The sequence below is a fragment of the Rhodococcus sp. JVH1 genome (genome assembly GCF_000280725.2).
GTDB lineage: Bacteria > Actinomycetota > Actinomycetes > Mycobacteriales > Mycobacteriaceae > Rhodococcus_F > Rhodococcus_F jostii_A.
Genome location: NZ_CP166289.1, coordinates 6,084,164 through 6,100,156, shown reverse-complemented (window position 1 = coordinate 6,100,156; position 15,993 = coordinate 6,084,164). Strand labels below are relative to the sequence as shown.

Here is a 15,993-nt window from a genome sequence, read left to right as displayed (position 1 = left end):
AGCAACCCACGAGGAGCAAGAACAATGGCAGTGGTGATTCTGTACGGCAGCGAGGGCGGGACCTCCGAACTGGTGGCCGACAACATCGCCGACGTGCTCGGCGACTACGGCGACACGTCCCTGTACGACATGATGGAGTTCGACGCGGGCGATCTCGACCCCGAGAATTTCCACGTCATCGTGTGCTCCACCTACGGTGACGGCGAACTGCCCACCGGCGCGGAACCCTTCTTCGAGGGTCTCGAGGAAGACGAACCCGATCTCACCGGTTTGCAGTTCGCGCTGTTCGGCCTCGGCGACAAGGTGTACGAGGAGACCTACAACCGCGGCGGCGAGATCATCGCGGAGAAGCTCGTCTCCCTCGGCGCGGTCCAGGTGGGCGAACACGGCAGGCACGACGGGTCCAGCTCGATCCGCCCGAAGGATCAGGCCGAGGAGTGGGCCAAGAACATCGGCGAGGAATTCCTCGGATAGCACCTCACACCGGGAGCCGCGACTGCACGCTCCGCACCCAGTCGCGGCTCCCGTCGAGGTAGCGGTCCCGTGCCGACGCGAACAGGCGGACGCTGTCGGCGCCGGGCCAGTCCTCGGGCAGCATGCCCGCGGGCAGGCCCGGGTCGATGTAGGGGATGATGCGCCATTCGTCGAGCAGCGGGGCGAACCGGACGAACGCTTCGCGCGGCGACACCTCCTCTGCCGCAGACAGAGCGACCCGGTGGCGGTCCAGGAAGTCGCGGTGCCGCGCGGCGATGCCGTCCAGATCCCACCACCGCGTCGCCGCGTCCCCCATCGAATCGGGGACGAACACCGATGTGGACACGAAGGTGGTCACGTACTCTGACAGGCCCAGCGCGTCGACGATGTCGTCGACCTCGCGGGCGAGGTACTCGGGGGCGATCCACAGGCCGGGCGACACGGTTCCGCAGCCGATCCAGCCGAGTCGCCTGCGCAACTGGTGCCGCACCGCCCGTTGCGATTCGGGGATGGTGAACGAGATCAGCCGCCAGGGATCGGTGTCCGACATCTGACGGAAGCCGAAGATCCGCGGATCGCCGCGTCTGAACATCGCCTCGGCCTGCTCGGTCACCTCGTACCCGCTCCGCCCGTCGCGGGTCAGCGGCCGCAGCACCCCCTTCTTCTTCAGGCGGGCCACTGCGATGCGCGTCGATTCGGAGGGGATACCGACGGCCTGCATCAATTCCACGAAGTCGGCGATCGCCACCCACCCGCCGAGGTCGCGCACGTACGCGCCGAGGACGGTGCGGATCAGGGACGTCGCGCTGCCGGGCCGCGAATCGAAGTCGTCGAGGACGGCGCTCGCCGGTTCAGTCGGTGAGTTCATCACGGATCGCGAGTATCCCGGCGAACACCTCACCGAAGCTGGTACTCAGCGGGCTCAGGCCGAGCCGCAGCCCCTGCGGGGCCCGGAAGTCCGGGATGACGCCCTTCGTCCACAGTCGCTCGACGACGGTCTGGAACCGCGGGTGGTCGATGATGACGTGACCACCCCGCTCGGCGGAGTCCTCCGGCGACCCGATCTCCACGCCTAAGGGAATCAGCACCTCGCGCACGAGGTCGAGTGCGTACTCGGTGAGCGCGATCGACTTGGCGCGCACGGCGTCCATGCCGACCTCGTCGAGGAGTGCGAGGGTGTCCTGCAGCGCGATCATGCCGAGGACCGACGGCGTTCCGCTGATCACCCGCCGGATGCCGGGCGCCGGTCGGTAGCCCTGCTCCATCGCGAACGGGTTGTCGCGGCCCATCCAGCCCCAGATCGGCTGTACGAAGTCCTGCTGATGGTCGGCGTGAACGTAGGCGAACGCCGGTGAGCCCGGACCGCCGTTCAGATACTTGTACGTGCACCCGACCGCCAGATCGACACCCCACGTGTCGAGTTCGAGGGGAACCGAGCCGACGGAGTGACACAGGTCGAGCAGCAGGAGCGCACCGGCGTCGTGTGTCACGCGCGCGGCGCCGGCGGCGTCGACCAGGTAGCCCGAGCGGTAGGCGACGTGACTGAGCACGACGAGCGCGGTGCGCTCGGAGACCACGGACGTCAGGTCGTCGACGGTGACGCCGCCCCGGGTATCGGATTCGATCCACCGGAGCGTGAGCCCGAGTTCTCCGGCCACGGCCTCGAGCACGTAGCGGTCCGTCGGAAAGTTGTCGCGGTCCACGACGATCTCGGTGCGGTCCGGCCGCAACGCGAGCGCACCTCGCGCGAGTTTGTACAGCAGAACCGTCGTCGAGTCGCCGATGGTGGTCTGCCCGGCGGCCGCGCCGAGCGCCACCCTCGCGAGGGTGTCGCCGATCGTGATCGGCAGGTCGTACCACTCCTCGTCCCACCCGCGGATGAGGCGGCCGCCCCACGACTGGGTGACGAAGGCGTTGATCCGCTCGGCGCTCGCCTTGGTGGGCCGGCCGAGCGAGTTGCCGTCGAGGTAGGCGGGCACCGAGGGGTCGTCGGCGCCGATGAACAGGTCGCGGTACGGGCGCAGCGGGTCCGCGGCGTCGAGTTCGGCGGCGCGGGCGGCCGGCACACCGGTCGAGGTGGTCATCATCGTCCGATCTCGGTGCGCACGGCCAGCAGTTCCGGGAAGAACGTCAGGTCCAGCGCCTTTTGCAGGAATCCCACTCCGCTGGACCCTCCCGTTCCGGATTTCATGCCGATGGTCCGCAGCACCGTGCGCATGTGGCGGAAGCGCCACAGCTGAAAGTTCTCCTCGAGGTCGACGAACTCCTCGAAGGCCTCGTAGACGGCCCAGTGTTCGTCGTGGTTCTCGTAGACGAACTTGATCAGAGGCAGCAGGTCCTCGTTCAGCGTGTAGGCGGCGGTCACGTCGCGGTCCAGCGCGGAGGCCGGCACGTCGTACCCCAGCCGCGACAGGCACTGCCAGAACGCGTCGTACAGGCTCGGCTCGGCGAGGAGCCGTTCGAGCAGGTCGTGGGCGGCGGGATCGGCGTCGAACACCGCAAGCATTCCGGCGTTCTTGTTGCCGAGCACGAACTCGACGGCGCGATACTGGTAGGACTGGAACCCGGACGAATTGCCGAGGAACCGGCGGAACTCCGAGTACTCGGTGGGGGTCAGCGTTGCCAGGACCGACCACTGTTCGGTCAGCGTCTTCTGGATGTGCTTGACGCGCGCCACGCACTTGAGCGCCCTGCCGATGTCGTCCTCGTCGAAAGCAGCTCGGGCCGCGAGTGTTTCGTGCAGGACGAGCTTCAGCCAGAGTTCGGTGGTCTGGTGCTGGATGATGAACAGCAGTTCGTCGTGATGCTCCGGGCGGCTCACCGGTTTCTGCGCGCTCAGCAGGGTGTCGAGGTCGAGGTACGAGGCGTAGCTCATCCGCTCGCTGAAGTCGGTGACGATGTCTTTCTCGATGGCTCTGGTGTTGGCCTGCACGCCCATGACCGTCCTCACTGCTGGTGTTCGAGTACCGGGCTCCCGAACCCCATATTACATAATCGTGGCGACCGCTACAGTTGTCGAATACGCGCCACCCCGGGTGCCACACCGGTAGATCCATCGGTACCGCTGGCGCTCCCGGCAGACCTCACGCCAACTCGGCTGCCCAGTCGGCGAAGCTCTGCCAGCCCACCTCGGGGTAGAGCCGGCGCAGTTCGCCGATCTTCGCGTCGTACCCCGTGTCGGCGAGGAAGCGGAACATAGCGCGCATGTCCGGCGACGCGATGGCATCCGCGTCGGACGAATGGGCACGTACCGGCGTGCCCACTACCTCACCGAGCACCTCGGCCATTCGACGTGGCGTCGGATCATCCGACGCCAGGTCGATTCGTGTCCGGGAGAATCGGTCCGGATCGTCGAACACGAGGGCGACGAACCGACCGAGGTCTCGCCGCGACAACTGCTGCAGCGGGGTATCGACTGGCAGAGGCAGATCGAGTCGGCCATGGCGGATGCCGTCGAGTCCACCGAGCAGGTTGTCATAGAAGTAGGTCGGCCCGACGATCGTGTACGAGACCGAGGATTCTCGCAACAACGACTCGGTCGCAGCCTTCGTGTCGAAATGTGGGACCCCGGTGCTCTTGTCCGCGTCGGCCACCGAAGAAAACACCACGTGTGGAACACCGGAATCACTGAACGCGCCGACGAGCGCGGCACCCTGAGCGATCTCCGCCTCCGGGCCGTCCTCGAACGGCGTCGTCATGGCGAACACGCCCGCACACCCATCGACAGCAGACGCGATCGCCGCCCGATCGGTAATATCGGCCACGGCAATCTCGACGCCTCGTAGGCGCAATGCATCTGAGCGAGAAGAGCTTCGACGGACAAGCGCGCGGACCTCACGCCCCCGTTCGAGCAGCGCGTCGACGACGGCGCCTCCTTGACCACCCGTCGCTCCGACGACTGCATACGGCTCACCCATGGGCACAACACCTCTCCTTCTCGACCGCGCCAGCGTACTCGCAGGCTCCGTCCGCTCACCGTGACGTGTGCCCCCTGTTCGCCGTCGTCAGGTGTGCAGGTGCTGCCGATGATTTCTCGGCCGTCACGGTGTCAGTATTTGGTATGAGAACACTCGCGATCACCCAGAACATCACCCTCGACGGCTCCATCGAGATGCTCGGCGACTGGTTCGACCCCGCGGACCAGGATCCACAGCTGCTGGATGCGACCCGCCGGCAGTCCGAGCGCGCGGATGCGATGTTGCTGGGTCGGCAGACGTTCGAGGACTTCCGCGGCTATTGGCCCCGACAGACCGACGACCGGACGGGGATTACCGACGAGCTGAACCAGATTCAGAAGTACGTCGTCTCGTCGACCATGGCCGACCCCCAGTGGCGGAACTCGACCGTGCTCACGAGCGACTGGATCGGCCGGGTACAGGCCTTGAAGGGGCAGGAGGGCCGCGACATCGTGGTCACGGGCAGCATCAAGCTGACCCATGCCCTGATCGAGTCCGGCCTGGTCGACGAGTACCGGCTGTTCGTGTACCCCGTCGTCCAAGGTCGGGGACGAAGGCTGTTCCCCGACGGGTACGAGATGCCGAGGCTGCAGCTGGTGGAGGCCCGCGGCTTCCAGAACGGCGTCTCTCTGCTGCACTACACCGTCTGAGGACGTCCACCCAGGGCCCTCGGCGGACGACGGTTTCCCAGCAGTCGATCCCGCCGCTACCGCTCCGCGTCAGCAGGAGCTGTGATCGTCGTGGTGGTCGTCGGTGTGGGGCTCTTCGTCCGCGTCGGTAGCTCTGGTGGTGGGGGCAGCATCCAGGTAGTGGTCGGCTCCGGCGAGCGTGTCACCGGGAGCACCTCGAAAGTCGTCTGCACCACCATGGACGGGGTCGGCAGGCACCGCAGACCGGCCACCTGGAAACCGCGACTGCCGCGGTTCGGCACCGCCGCGCGGAAGTCGGCGACGCTGCCGACCTGACGGGTCTCGCCCAGGACACGATCGCCGAACTCCACCGCCCACGGCCCGCCACAGGTAGGAAGACTCGTCGCGTGATATTGGACGCGGTCGCCCGGCTGCCCGCGCGGCGGAGTGAGGACGAGGACCGGCCCGCCGGGATCGAGCATGCGCGTCGCTTCCCTGCCGGGTTCGCTCGACGCACCGCCGCCGGTGTGGACTGTGAGCAGGACAGCAACCGACCCGACGAATACCGTCGTCGCCAACCAGGGTGTCTGCCGCACCGGTCTCACCTCGCACCCTCAATTATGCGGCTTCGCCACCCGTGCGCACCGACTCAGCGCGCATGTGATGGGCGACCACGCACACAGCTACTTCACCCACGACACGAACAGCCAGGCTTCCCCGCACACCCTCGGCGCACCCGGGGACACTCAGCGCATCTCACGGCGCCTTCGAGCACATCCGGGGGAGGGCCCCACAACCGTAACGAGACCCGAATTACATTGCACCAGCACCACCGCTGCCAATCGGCGGTTGGCGCACGGATCTCGCGTGTCCTGGCCAGATGTCGTCACGGGTACGTACGGTGACCGGGTGAGCGAACCACCGCCGAGAGTCGACATCGTCTTCGCCCCTGGCGTGGTGGCGCACCGCGGAACCGCCGAGGAACTCGTGGGCCGGGCGCTGGATGCGCGCGGCCTGACCGGTGAGTTGACGTTCGCCGCGGACACCACCGGGCTGGAGCGGGCCGTGCGGTCGGCGGCGGGGCGAGGCGAGTTCATCGCCGTGCCCGGTGCCGGGGCCTCCTTCACCGCCCCGGCCGGCGGGGCGATCCGCGTCGATCTCGGGGAATGCGAGGCCGACCGCTCGCCGGGCACCCGGGTCCACATTCGGGGGCGCGGACTCGACGGACTCCGCTACGCCGTCGACAGCTGGTATCACCACCGCTTCCACCCCGCACGGATCGTCCGCTACGGCGACCACCCCGATCAGCGAGTGGAACTGCGGATTCCGGGCGGCGACGGCCCCTTCCCCGTCGTCGTGCTGATCCACGGCGGATTCTGGCGTCCGCGTTGGGAGTCCGACCTGATGGACGCGCTGGCAGTCGACCTGACGGCCCGCGGGTACGTCACCTGGAATGTCGAGTACCGGCGCGGCGCGGAGAACCGTTGGGCTGCAATGGCATCCGATGTCGACGATGCCGTGCAGGCCGTCGCGACGGTGCCGGAAGCGGACCCGGAGCGGGTCGTGATCCTCGGCCATTCGGCCGGTGCTCAGCTCGCGCTCCGCGCCGCCGCCGACGCCGCGGCCGAGGACGCAGCGGTTCGTCCGGCGCTGGCCGTCAGCCTCGCCGGGGTGCTGAATCTGCGGCTCGCCGGCGAACGCCACCTCGGCGAGGGCGCGGTGGCGGATGCCGTCGGCGGCGACCGGGCCGGCGACCGTGCGACGTACGCACGGTCGTCGCCGATCGAGCGACTGCCGCTGGGCACCGCCCAGCTGGTGGTGTGCGCCGTCGACGACGAGCCGGACATGCTGGAGATGAGCAGGGAGTACCACGACGCCGCCGCGGCGACACCCGACGACGTCGTCCGGATCGAGGGGCCAGGCGATCATTTCACCGTCATCGATCCGGAGAGCGAGATCTGGCGAAGGACCGCCGAGGCGATCGACGCCCGGATCAGACCTCGGACAGCGTCGACTCCGCCGCCCGCAGCCCGGACCCGGCCCGGCCGCGGAGCAGATCCGCGCACCTCTCGGCCATCGTCATCACCGTGATGTTCGGGTTGACGTGCGGCAGTTTCGGCATCGCCGACGCGTCGACCACCCGCAGTCCTCGAACCCCCTTGACCCGCAGTTCCGGGTCGAGCACCGCCATCGGGTCGTCGACGGCGCCCATGCGGGCCGTGCCCGCGGGGTGATACACCGTGTTGTGGGTCTTGTGGATGTAGTCGAGGATCTCGGCGTCCGTCACCGCGTCGGGTCCCGGCGCCAGTTCGCGGGCAATCCAACCGCGTAGCGCCTTCTGCTCGGCGATCGTGCGGGCCAGCTTCACCCCGGACAGCATCACCCGGTCGTCGTGGCCCTCACTGTCGGTGAAGTATCGGGGGTCGACCTTCGCGCGGTCACGGAAGTCCCGCGACCGCAGCCGGACCGTCCCGCGGGAGCGGCCCTGAGTGACGTTGGGTGTCAGGCAGAATCCGTTGTCGGTGGTCGGGTAACCCCACCGCAGGGTGTTCATGTCGAACGGGACGCTGCCGTAGTGCATCATCAGGTCCGGATGGTTCAGCCCCTCCCGGGTGGTCGCGAACAATCCGATCTCCCACCACTGCGTCGATTCGGTGACCATCGGCTGGGACGCCTCCCAGAACACGAGGCCCTCGACGTGATCGTCGAGGTTCGATCCGACACCGGGCGAGTCGACGCGCACGGGGATCCCGAACTCCGCGAGGTGCTCCGCCGGACCGATACCCGACAGCATCAGGAGCTTCGGTGTGTCGATGGCCCCGGCCGTCACCACCACCTCCCGTCGCGCCGACACCGTGTCGTAGCCGGTGAGATCGGGACGCTGGTACCGGACGCCCGTCGCCGTCTGCTGTTCGTCGAACAGGATCTCGCTCACCCAGCAGCCGGTCCGGACCTCCAGGTTGGGCCGGGTCCCGAGGATCGGGTGCAGGTAGGCGCGCGACGACGACATCCGGGTGCCGTCCTCGGACGCGTTGATCTGGAACCATCCGGCCCCGTTGAGCACCGTTCCGCCGCGGTTGAAGGCGACGGTCGGCAGCCCTACCGCGGCGGCGGCGTCGAGAACCGCTCGGCCGCAGGGGTCGTTCGGCGGGACGTCCCGCAGCCGCACGGGCCCGCTGCGGCCGTGCCCGTCGCCGGGGGCGTCGTTGCTCTCCAGCCGGCTGACGTACGGGAGGATGTCGCGCGCACCCCAACCCGACGCCCCCATCGCCTCCCAGTCGTCGAGTGCCTCGGCAGGCGGCCAGAATGCGATACACGAGTTGTGGGACGAGCAGCCACCGAGGACCTTGGCCCGGGCGTGCCGCATGAAGCTGTTGCCCTTCTCCTGCGGCTCGACGGGATAGTCCCAGTCGTACCCGGAGTCGAGCAGATGCATCCACTGCGACAGCTCGAGGATCGCCCGGTCCCCGACGTCGGACGGGCCCGCCTCGAGCAGGCACACCGTCACCGACGGGTCTTCGCTGAGACGTGCCGCGAGAGCGCAGCCCGCGCTGCCACCGCCCGCGATCACGTAGTCGAATTCCCCTGCAGTGCTCTTCGATTCGCCGTGGGTCATCGGGCGAGCTCCTTGTCGTTCGGTTCGGATTCCGGCGCGGGCGTTACCACCGCCGCGCAGTGTGACGTCAACGTTCCGATGTGGTGCCGGCCGGTGGTGAGGTACCACAACAGGCCGAACCCGAGGATGACGCCGATGTAGACGAAGGCGCCCCAGGTGTTGTACCAAGGTTCGCCGTACACGGCCTCGCGCGGCCACGCGAGGTTGAGGGCCATCCCGATTCCCCAGACGAGTGCGACGAGGTTGACGGGCAGTCCCCATCTGCCCATCGTGAAGTAGCCGCCCTCCTTCAGGTCCCGCGGCGGCCACTCACCCCGCAGCCGCTTCTTCAGCATCGGCCCGGTGACCATCAGGTAGGCCAGGTAGATCATGATGATCGCGATCGACGTCAGCACGGTGAAGATGTGCGGCTGACCGATGTTGACCACCAGGATCAGCGCGGCCACCACCCCGATGGTCACCGCAGGCACGACGGGTGTCCGCGTCCGCGGGTGGACGCGGGCGAGCCGCTCACCGAACGGGAGGGCGTTGTCGCGGGCCATGGCAAAGGTCAGCCGGATCGCGGCGGTGTGCACCGCCAGCGAGCAGACCGTCACCGCGATCACGATGCACACCAGGAAGATCGTGCCCAGCGGACCCCACATCACCTGCTCCACGATGTACTGCAGGCTGCCGTCCGACGCGCCGATCTTCGGGTCGTCGAGGTCGGGTGCCGCCATGACGGCGAACACGAGGATCGCGCCGCCGATCACGAACGAGGCGAGGATCGCGCGGAAGATCGCCTTGGGGGCCGTCCGTCGGGGTTCCACCGTCTCCTCGCCCAGTGAACTCGCGGTGTCGAAGCCGTACATCACGTAACCCGACGCGAGCGTCGCCACCAGGAACGCACCGAGGTATCCGCCGCTTTCGCCTGCGCCGTATCCGTGGGTGGAGAAGAACACCTGTGGGCCGCGGGTCATGTTGGCGGCGAGGATGATCGCGATCAGCACCGCCGCGATGATCTCGATGAACACCCCGGCGCTGTTGATCATCGCCATCAGACGGACGCCGAGCGCGTTGACGACGGTGGTGAAGCCGATCATCACCGTCCCGAGAATGACGGCGTTGGTGGCGAAGTCGTGTTCTCCGGTGCCGTCACCGACGATCTGGAAGCCGCTCCACAGCCGCGGCAGGTTGAGCTGCAGCGCCAGCACAACGGCCGACAGGGTGACGATCGACGCGGTGAGCATCAGCCAGCCCGCGGACCACCCCACTATTCGGCTGCCGAGCGTCTTCGCCCAGTTGTACACGGAGCCGGCGATCGGATATTTGGCGGCCAGCTCCATGAAGCAGAGCGCCACGGCGAGCTGGCCGACGAACACCAGCGGCCACGACCACAGGTAGGCGGGGCCTGCGGTGCCGAATCCGAAGTAGAACAACTGGAAAGTGCCGGTCAGGATGGAGATGTAGCTGACGCCCGCGGCGAAGCTCGCGAACTTGCCGATACTGCGATCGAGGGACTCCTTGTAGCCGAATTCCTCGAGTCCACTGTCGTGATCGCCGGTCGTATTGTCGGTACTGGTCATTCGATCACTTCCTGAGAAGGTGAGTAGGCCTGCTCGCGCGTCCCTGCCGGGAGCACGTCAGGTCGCGGTGAACCAACCCGCGAGAGGCGAGGTCGTGTTGTTCCAGATGTGTTTGACTTCCTGGTATTCGGAGAGCCCGGCGGGTCCGAGTTCGCGCCCGTTGCCGGACTTCTTGAATCCGCCCCATTCCGCCGCCGCGGTGTAGTACCCGAAGTCGTTGAGCCACACCGTCCCGTGGCGCAGGCGGCGCACCACCCGTTCGCCGCGGGCGGCGTCCGACGTCCGGACTCCGGCGGCGAGGCCGTACTCGGTGTCGTTGCCGAGCCGGACCGCGTCCTCCTCGGTGGTGAACCTCTCGACCGTGAGAATGGGCCCGAACGTTTCCTCCTGCACGATGCGCATGGACCGGTCGCAGTGGTCGAAGATGGTGGGCAGGTAGTAGCTGCCGCCGTCGAGCGCGGGATCGGCGGGCCGGGAACCACCCGTCCGGAGTGCCGCTCCTTCGGAGATGCCTAGTGCCACATAGGCTTCGATCTTGTCGCGCTGTGCCGTCGACACGAGAGGTCCGGTCTCGCTGCCGGGATCGAGCCCGGGGCCGACGCGGATGGCCTCGGCGCGCGAGACGAGGGCGGCGACGAAGTCGTCGGCGATCGACTCCTCGACGATCAACCGCGTCCCGGCCGAGCACACCTGCCCCGAATGCAGGAAGACGCCGGTGAGCACCTGGTCGACCGACGACTCCCACTCGGCGTCCGCGAACACGATGTGCGGGTTCTTCCCGCCGAGTTCCACGGCGACCTTCGTGACGTGCTTCGCGGCCGTCTGCAGAATGGTGGTGCCGGTCGCGAGTCCACCGGTGAACGAGATGAAGTCGACGTCACCGGTGTCGGTCAGCGCGGGTCCGAGGTCGGCGCCGCTCCCCTGCACCAGGTTGACGACACCGGCGGGCACGCCCGCCTCCTCGATCAGCCGGGCGAACGCGATCGTGCTCAGTGGCGTGACTTCGCTGGGCTTGAGCACCATCGTGCAACCGGCGGCCAGTGCGGGTGCCACCTTCCAGGAAATCTGGAGCAGCGGGTAGTTCCACGGCGCGATGAGGACGCACACCCCGATCGGTTCGCGAACGACCCGGGAGACGACGGCGGGGTCACCCACGTCGACCACCCGGTCGCTGGAGACGAGGGCCAGCCGGGCGTAGTACCGGAATACCGAGACGACGTCGTCGATGTCGATTCGGCTCTCCACCAACGTCTTACCGGTGTCCAGCGTCTCGATACGCGCCAATTCCTCCTTGTCGCGCTCGAGCAGATCCGCGACACGCGACAGGAGCGACGACCGCGCGGCGACCGCCGTCTCCGGCCAGTCCCCGGCGTCGAAGGCCGACCGGGCCGCCTGCACGGCTCGCGCCGCGTCTTCGGGCGACGCCTCGTCGACCGTGGCGATCACGTTCCCGGTTGCCGGGTCGATGCAGTCGCGGGTGCGCCCCGACGTCGCCGCCACCCACTCCCCCGCGATGAAATTCACCTTCCCGAACAACCTCTGGACGCCCTGATCCGCGGATAGTGCCGTCATCTTCATACTGTGTCCGAAACCCTCTCGTGTGCATACTTTTTCGATGAACCGACGATGAGCGGATCACGGGAGACGTCCCGGTACAGCGAGAAGCACAATCCGATCATCACCAGGAGGAACGGCGCGGCCGCGATGATCGTCATCGTCTGCAGACCCTGCAGGGCGTCCGAGCCGCCGGTCCAGAGGATGAGTGCCGCCGTGCCCCCGGTGAGGGTTCCCCAGAAGATGACGACCCACGTGCTCGGTTCTCGTGCACCCCGCTGCGACAGGGTGCCCATCACCAGGGAGGCGGCGTCCGCGCCGGACACGAAGAAGATCGCGACCAGCACCATGACCAGCACGGTGGCGAACCCCGTCAACGGCAGATGGTCGAGCATCCCGAACAACTGGCCTTCGGTCGACGAACGCGCCGCCAGGTCGACTCCGTCCTGCTGCTGTCCGATGCCGGCGCCGCCGAACACCGCGAACCACACGAGGCTGACCGAGGTGGGAATGACGATCACGCCGATCACGAACTGCCGGATGGTGCGGCCCCGGCTGATCCGGGCGAGGAACATTCCGACGAACGGAGTCCATGACACCCACCACGCCCAGTAGAAGATCGTCCACGACGACAGCCAGGACGCCGTGTCGTCGCCGGAACTCGCGGCCGTCCGCCCCGACATGGTGGCGAGTTGCGCCGCGTAGTCCGCGATCGCGGTGGGGAGCAGATTGAGGATGAGGACGGTCGGACCGAGCACGAACACGAACAGCGCGAGAATCACCGCCAGCACCATGTTGATGTTGGACAGCCAGTGGATTCCCCGCGCCACTCCTGACACCGCCGAACCGACGAACGCGAACGTCAGCAGCCCGACGAGGGCGACGAGCGCGAACGTGCCGACATGGCCCATCCAGCCGATGATCTCGAGACCGGAACCGATCTGCAGTGCGCCGAGTCCGAGCGACGCGGCGGTGCCGAACATCGTCGCGATGATCGCGAGGATGTCGATGACCTTCCCCACGGCGCCTTCCGAGCGGCGACCGAGGAGGGGGAAGAATGCGGCGCTGATCAGCTGCTTGCGGCCGCGCCGGTAGGAGCCGTACGCAATCGACAACCCGACGACCGCGTAGATCGCCCACGGATGCAGACCCCAGTGGAACATCGTCGTAGCCATCGCCGACCCGACGGAGCCGTCCGTTCCCGGCGGCGGGCTCACCAGATGGGCGAGCGGTTCGGCGACGCCGTAGAACATCAATCCGATGCCCATGCCGGCGCTGAACATCATCGCGATCCAGCTCACCGTCCGGAACTCCGGTTTCTCGCCGTCGCGGCCGAGCGGAATCCGGCCGTACCGGGAGAACGCGAGGTAGAGCGAGAAGACGACGAACGCCGACGACGCGGCGATGAACAGCCAGCCGAGATCGGCCACCAGCCAGTCCAGCGCCGCGGTCGACACGATCGAGAGGTTCTCCGGTGCCAGCAGTCCCCACAGAATGAGTCCGACACCGAGCGCCGCGGCCGTGCCGAACACCACCTTGTCGACGCTCCGCCGCCCCTCGCCGTCGGACGGTGCCGCCGGCTGCTGCCCCTGCGCCTGGTGTCGGGGTTGCGGATCGACACCGTTCACCCGGGGAGGGTCGGTTACCCTCGGTTGTTCGCCGGCGTAGGTCATCGGGGATCCCCGCTCAGCCTTTCGAGTAGCCATTCGTGGAATTCGCCGATGTGGTGTTCCGCGGGCACCAGCACACCCCCGTTCCGGTACGCCTTCGACGCCATCGTGGGCTGGGTCCGCTCGCAGGCGTCGAAGTCCTGCTGGTTGACCCGGTGGAAAAGCTCCACCGAACGGGAGACGTCGCGACCCGAAGCGGTGACCTCCGGCGAGTACAGCCAGTCGCATTCGACGATGGTGCGATCCGCGGACACGGGGTACATGCGGTGGAAGATGACGTGGTCGGGCACGAGGTTGACGAAGACCTGCGGCCGGATCGTGATGGCGTAGTACTTGCGGTCCTGGTCTTCGCTGATGCCGGACAACGACTCGAATCCGCCGCTTCCGTCGATGGTGAATCCCTCGACGTCGTCACCGAAGGCGGCACCGTGCCCCACGAAGTACTGTGCGGCAAGGCCGTCCGCGAACTCGGGAAGTACCTCGGTGAGCTCGGGGTGGATGGTCGCGCAGTGGTAGCACTCCATGAAGTTCTCGATGATCAGCTTCCAGTTGGCCGCGACGTCGTAGACGATCCGGCGGCCGAGTTCGAGGGTTCCGATCTGGTACCGGTCGATGGCGGCCGGATCACCGAGTCGTTCGGTGACGGCGCCGACGACCTCGTCCTCGAACGACGGAGGTTCGTCGGCCAGGCACACCCATGCGTAGCCGAGCCATTCGCGAAGCGCGACCGGTACCAGCCCGTACCGCACCCGGTCGATGTCGGCTCCGGTCTCGTCGCGCAGCGTGGCCATGTTGGGGGCGGCCACCAGTTTGCCGTCGAGTCCGTACGTCCACGCGTGGTAGGGGCACTGCAGGTTTCTGCGGATCTGCCCTTCGTCTTCGGTGCACAGCATGGCGCCGCGGTGCCGGCAGATGTTGAGGAAGGCGCGCAGTTCCCCGTCGCGGCCGCGGACGAGGAGCACGCTCTCCCGGCCCACCGTGATCTTCCGGAAGGCTCCGGGGTCGGCGAGATCGGCGGCGCGGACGGCGCAGAACCACATTTCCTCGAACAGATTCTCCTGTTCGTCCGTGAAGATGTCGGCGTCGGTGTAGTACCGGCCACCCAGGGTGGGGATCAGTGCCGGTGCGGGCGCGGAGGCAGGGGCGGGGGCTTGAACGTCCGGAGCGGACATAGATGTCACCGTTTCTTTCGTTGCCGGGAAAGATGCGTGTCGGTCGAGCTGTGACCTGATGTCTGTGTGCGTTGGGGGCGCAGATCGCAAGGGGCGCCGTTGCCGAGAGTGACGACATGCGTGCCCGATCCGCGGCGACCGTCCGAACAGCGGACAGCTGTTCCCGCCGAGTCATCGCGGCGACAGCATTGTTGCGTCATCAGCAACGCTATGCGATTTACACAACTTAGACCGTCGCCAGCAGACGTGTCAAACATCACATTCGACACTTCTTTCGCGGACGCGACACGACCGAAACACCGCGTTAACCGCGGACGGCCGAAACCCGGGCAAACGGGACTATCCGTTCGTCCCACCTTGAGGGAGAAGCACTTCCGGGCGGTCAGTCACCCGCGCCGACGGATTGCTGCGCCTCGATCCGTACGACTGCGTCGGCGAGCTCGAGCGCCACCGCCTCGAATCGTTCGGGCGCCAGCCGGTACTCCGGCCCGGACACGCAGATCGACGCGACGATCCGGTTGGTGACCTTGCTCCGCACCGGTACGGCGATGGAATTGAGCCCCGCTTCGAGCTCCTCGGCCGTGGACGCCCACCCTCGCGACCGCACGTGCTCGAGTTCGACGTCGAACGCCTTGAAGTCGGTGATCGTGTTGGGAGTGAGCGCGCTCAGGTGCGGCCCCAACCGGCTCCGGAGCTGGCCGGACGTCATTTCCGAGACCAGCACCTTGCCCGTCGCGGTCGCGTGCGCCGGGGTCACCTGACCCACCCACGTGCGCAGCGCGACGTGGCGATCGCTGCGGGCCTCGAGCACATTGAGGGTCGCCGCACCGTCCAGCACGGCGAGGTTGACCGTCTCCCCGAAGGCGTCGGCAAGGCGGTCGCACTCCGGCTGCGCAACCTCGACGAGCCCGCTCTGCGCGACCGTGGCCTCGGCCAACCGCACTACCGCGAATCCGAGCTGATACTTACCGCGGACGCCCGCCTCCTCCACGAATCCGCGTTGCTGCAGCGATGCGATCAGGCGTGACACGGTCGATTTGTGCACGCCGAGACGCACGGCGATCTCCGAGGCGCCGACACGGCCTTCGGCCGCGACTATCTCGAGCACGTCGATGGCACGTTCCACCGCGTGCACGGTCTTCGCCTTTCCTTCTGCGCCCTGGGCCGCGGGCGCCGTCGCCTCGGATTCACTCATGCCCCGAGGTTATGCCCGCCGACTTCCGGAACGCAGTTTTTACACGCGAATGCTTGACACCGCGGGGGAGCACCGGAGAGCATTGTGTTGCACAGCTTGCAAGTCGTCGCGCATAGCGCAACAACCGCTCCACAACTTGTCCTTCCTCCCCGACGCTTTCGG

General features: G+C 67.4%; 14 protein-coding genes. 3 read left to right on the top strand and 11 right to left on the bottom strand.

Translation table 11 applies throughout. The features are described 5' to 3' along the window. Nucleotides 1-24 precede the first annotated feature (24 nt). The gene (locus JVH1_RS28345; RefSeq protein WP_009474492.1) at nucleotides 25-474 is read left to right on the top strand and encodes a flavodoxin domain-containing protein; all 450 of its coding nucleotides are present in this window, start codon (nucleotides 25-27) and stop codon (nucleotides 472-474) included. 4 nt (nucleotides 475-478) lie between these two features. Here the strand turns inward: JVH1_RS28345 and JVH1_RS28340 are convergent, their stop codons facing one another. The 4 genes from JVH1_RS28340 to JVH1_RS28325 all read right to left on the bottom strand — a co-directional run bounded on the left by JVH1_RS28340 (nucleotide 479) and on the right by JVH1_RS28325 (nucleotide 4,397). Continuing rightward, a complete protein-coding gene (locus JVH1_RS28340; RefSeq protein ID WP_009474493.1) occupies nucleotides 479-1,342 on the bottom strand; it encodes a PaaX family transcriptional regulator C-terminal domain-containing protein in 864 nt (287 codons plus the stop codon). Next, nucleotides 1,326-2,561: a kynureninase gene (locus tag JVH1_RS28335; protein WP_009474494.1), complete on the bottom strand. Its 1,236-nt coding sequence runs from the start codon at nucleotides 2,559-2,561 to the stop codon at nucleotides 1,326-1,328. Before JVH1_RS28335 ends, JVH1_RS28340 begins: the two co-directional genes overlap by 17 nt. Next, a complete protein-coding gene (locus JVH1_RS28330) occupies nucleotides 2,558-3,412 on the bottom strand; it encodes a tryptophan 2,3-dioxygenase (protein WP_009474495.1) in 855 nt (284 codons plus the stop codon). The genes JVH1_RS28335 and JVH1_RS28330 overlap by 4 nt, the downstream gene beginning before the upstream one ends. A gap of 145 nt (nucleotides 3,413-3,557) precedes the next feature. Beyond that, a complete protein-coding gene (locus tag JVH1_RS28325; RefSeq protein ID WP_009474496.1) occupies nucleotides 3,558-4,397 on the bottom strand; it encodes an NmrA/HSCARG family protein in 840 nt (279 codons plus the stop codon). A gap of 137 nt (nucleotides 4,398-4,534) precedes the next feature. Here JVH1_RS28325 and JVH1_RS28320 point away from each other — a divergent pair, with 137 nt between their 5' ends. Continuing rightward, complete coding sequence (locus tag JVH1_RS28320) at nucleotides 4,535-5,080, top strand: dihydrofolate reductase family protein (RefSeq protein ID WP_043778630.1); 546 nt, start codon at nucleotides 4,535-4,537, stop codon at nucleotides 5,078-5,080. 56 nt (nucleotides 5,081-5,136) lie between these two features. Here JVH1_RS28320 and JVH1_RS28315 read toward each other — a convergent pair whose 3' ends face one another. After that, a complete protein-coding gene (locus JVH1_RS28315; RefSeq protein WP_009474498.1) occupies nucleotides 5,137-5,655 on the bottom strand; it encodes a hypothetical protein in 519 nt (172 codons plus the stop codon). 313 nt (nucleotides 5,656-5,968) lie between these two features. Between JVH1_RS28315 and JVH1_RS28310 the strand changes: the two genes are divergently transcribed. Beyond that, complete coding sequence (locus JVH1_RS28310) at nucleotides 5,969-7,150, top strand: alpha/beta hydrolase (RefSeq protein WP_083849728.1); 1,182 nt, start codon at nucleotides 5,969-5,971, stop codon at nucleotides 7,148-7,150. Here the strand turns inward: JVH1_RS28310 and JVH1_RS28305 are convergent. The 6 genes from JVH1_RS28305 to JVH1_RS28280 form a co-directional block, all read right to left on the bottom strand. Then, nucleotides 7,053-8,675, bottom strand: a complete 1,623-nt coding sequence (locus JVH1_RS28305) for a GMC family oxidoreductase (protein WP_009474499.1) — start codon at nucleotides 8,673-8,675, stop codon at nucleotides 7,053-7,055. The two genes, JVH1_RS28310 and JVH1_RS28305, sit on opposite strands and share 98 nt — an antisense overlap. Next, nucleotides 8,672-10,240 carry an APC family permease gene (locus tag JVH1_RS28300; protein WP_009474500.1) on the bottom strand — a complete coding sequence of 523 codons (1,569 nt, stop codon included), beginning with the start codon at nucleotides 10,238-10,240 and terminating at the stop codon, nucleotides 8,672-8,674. Before JVH1_RS28300 ends, JVH1_RS28305 begins: the two co-directional genes overlap by 4 nt. A gap of 57 nt (nucleotides 10,241-10,297) precedes the next feature. Continuing rightward, complete coding sequence (locus tag JVH1_RS28295; protein WP_009474501.1) at nucleotides 10,298-11,818, bottom strand: aldehyde dehydrogenase family protein; 1,521 nt, start codon at nucleotides 11,816-11,818, stop codon at nucleotides 10,298-10,300. Further along, nucleotides 11,815-13,467, bottom strand: a complete 1,653-nt coding sequence (locus JVH1_RS28290; RefSeq protein ID WP_043778636.1) for a BCCT family transporter — start codon at nucleotides 13,465-13,467, stop codon at nucleotides 11,815-11,817. The genes JVH1_RS28295 and JVH1_RS28290 overlap by 4 nt, the downstream gene beginning before the upstream one ends. Next, nucleotides 13,464-14,636: an aromatic ring-hydroxylating dioxygenase subunit alpha gene (locus JVH1_RS28285; RefSeq protein WP_009474503.1), complete on the bottom strand. Its 1,173-nt coding sequence runs from the start codon at nucleotides 14,634-14,636 to the stop codon at nucleotides 13,464-13,466. The genes JVH1_RS28290 and JVH1_RS28285 overlap by 4 nt, the downstream gene beginning before the upstream one ends. A 382-nt stretch (nucleotides 14,637-15,018) precedes the next feature. Further along, on the bottom strand, nucleotides 15,019-15,831 hold the full coding sequence (locus JVH1_RS28280) for an IclR family transcriptional regulator (protein ID WP_043778639.1): 813 nt from the start codon (nucleotides 15,829-15,831) through the stop codon (nucleotides 15,019-15,021). Between the last annotated feature and the right edge of the window lie 162 nt (nucleotides 15,832-15,993).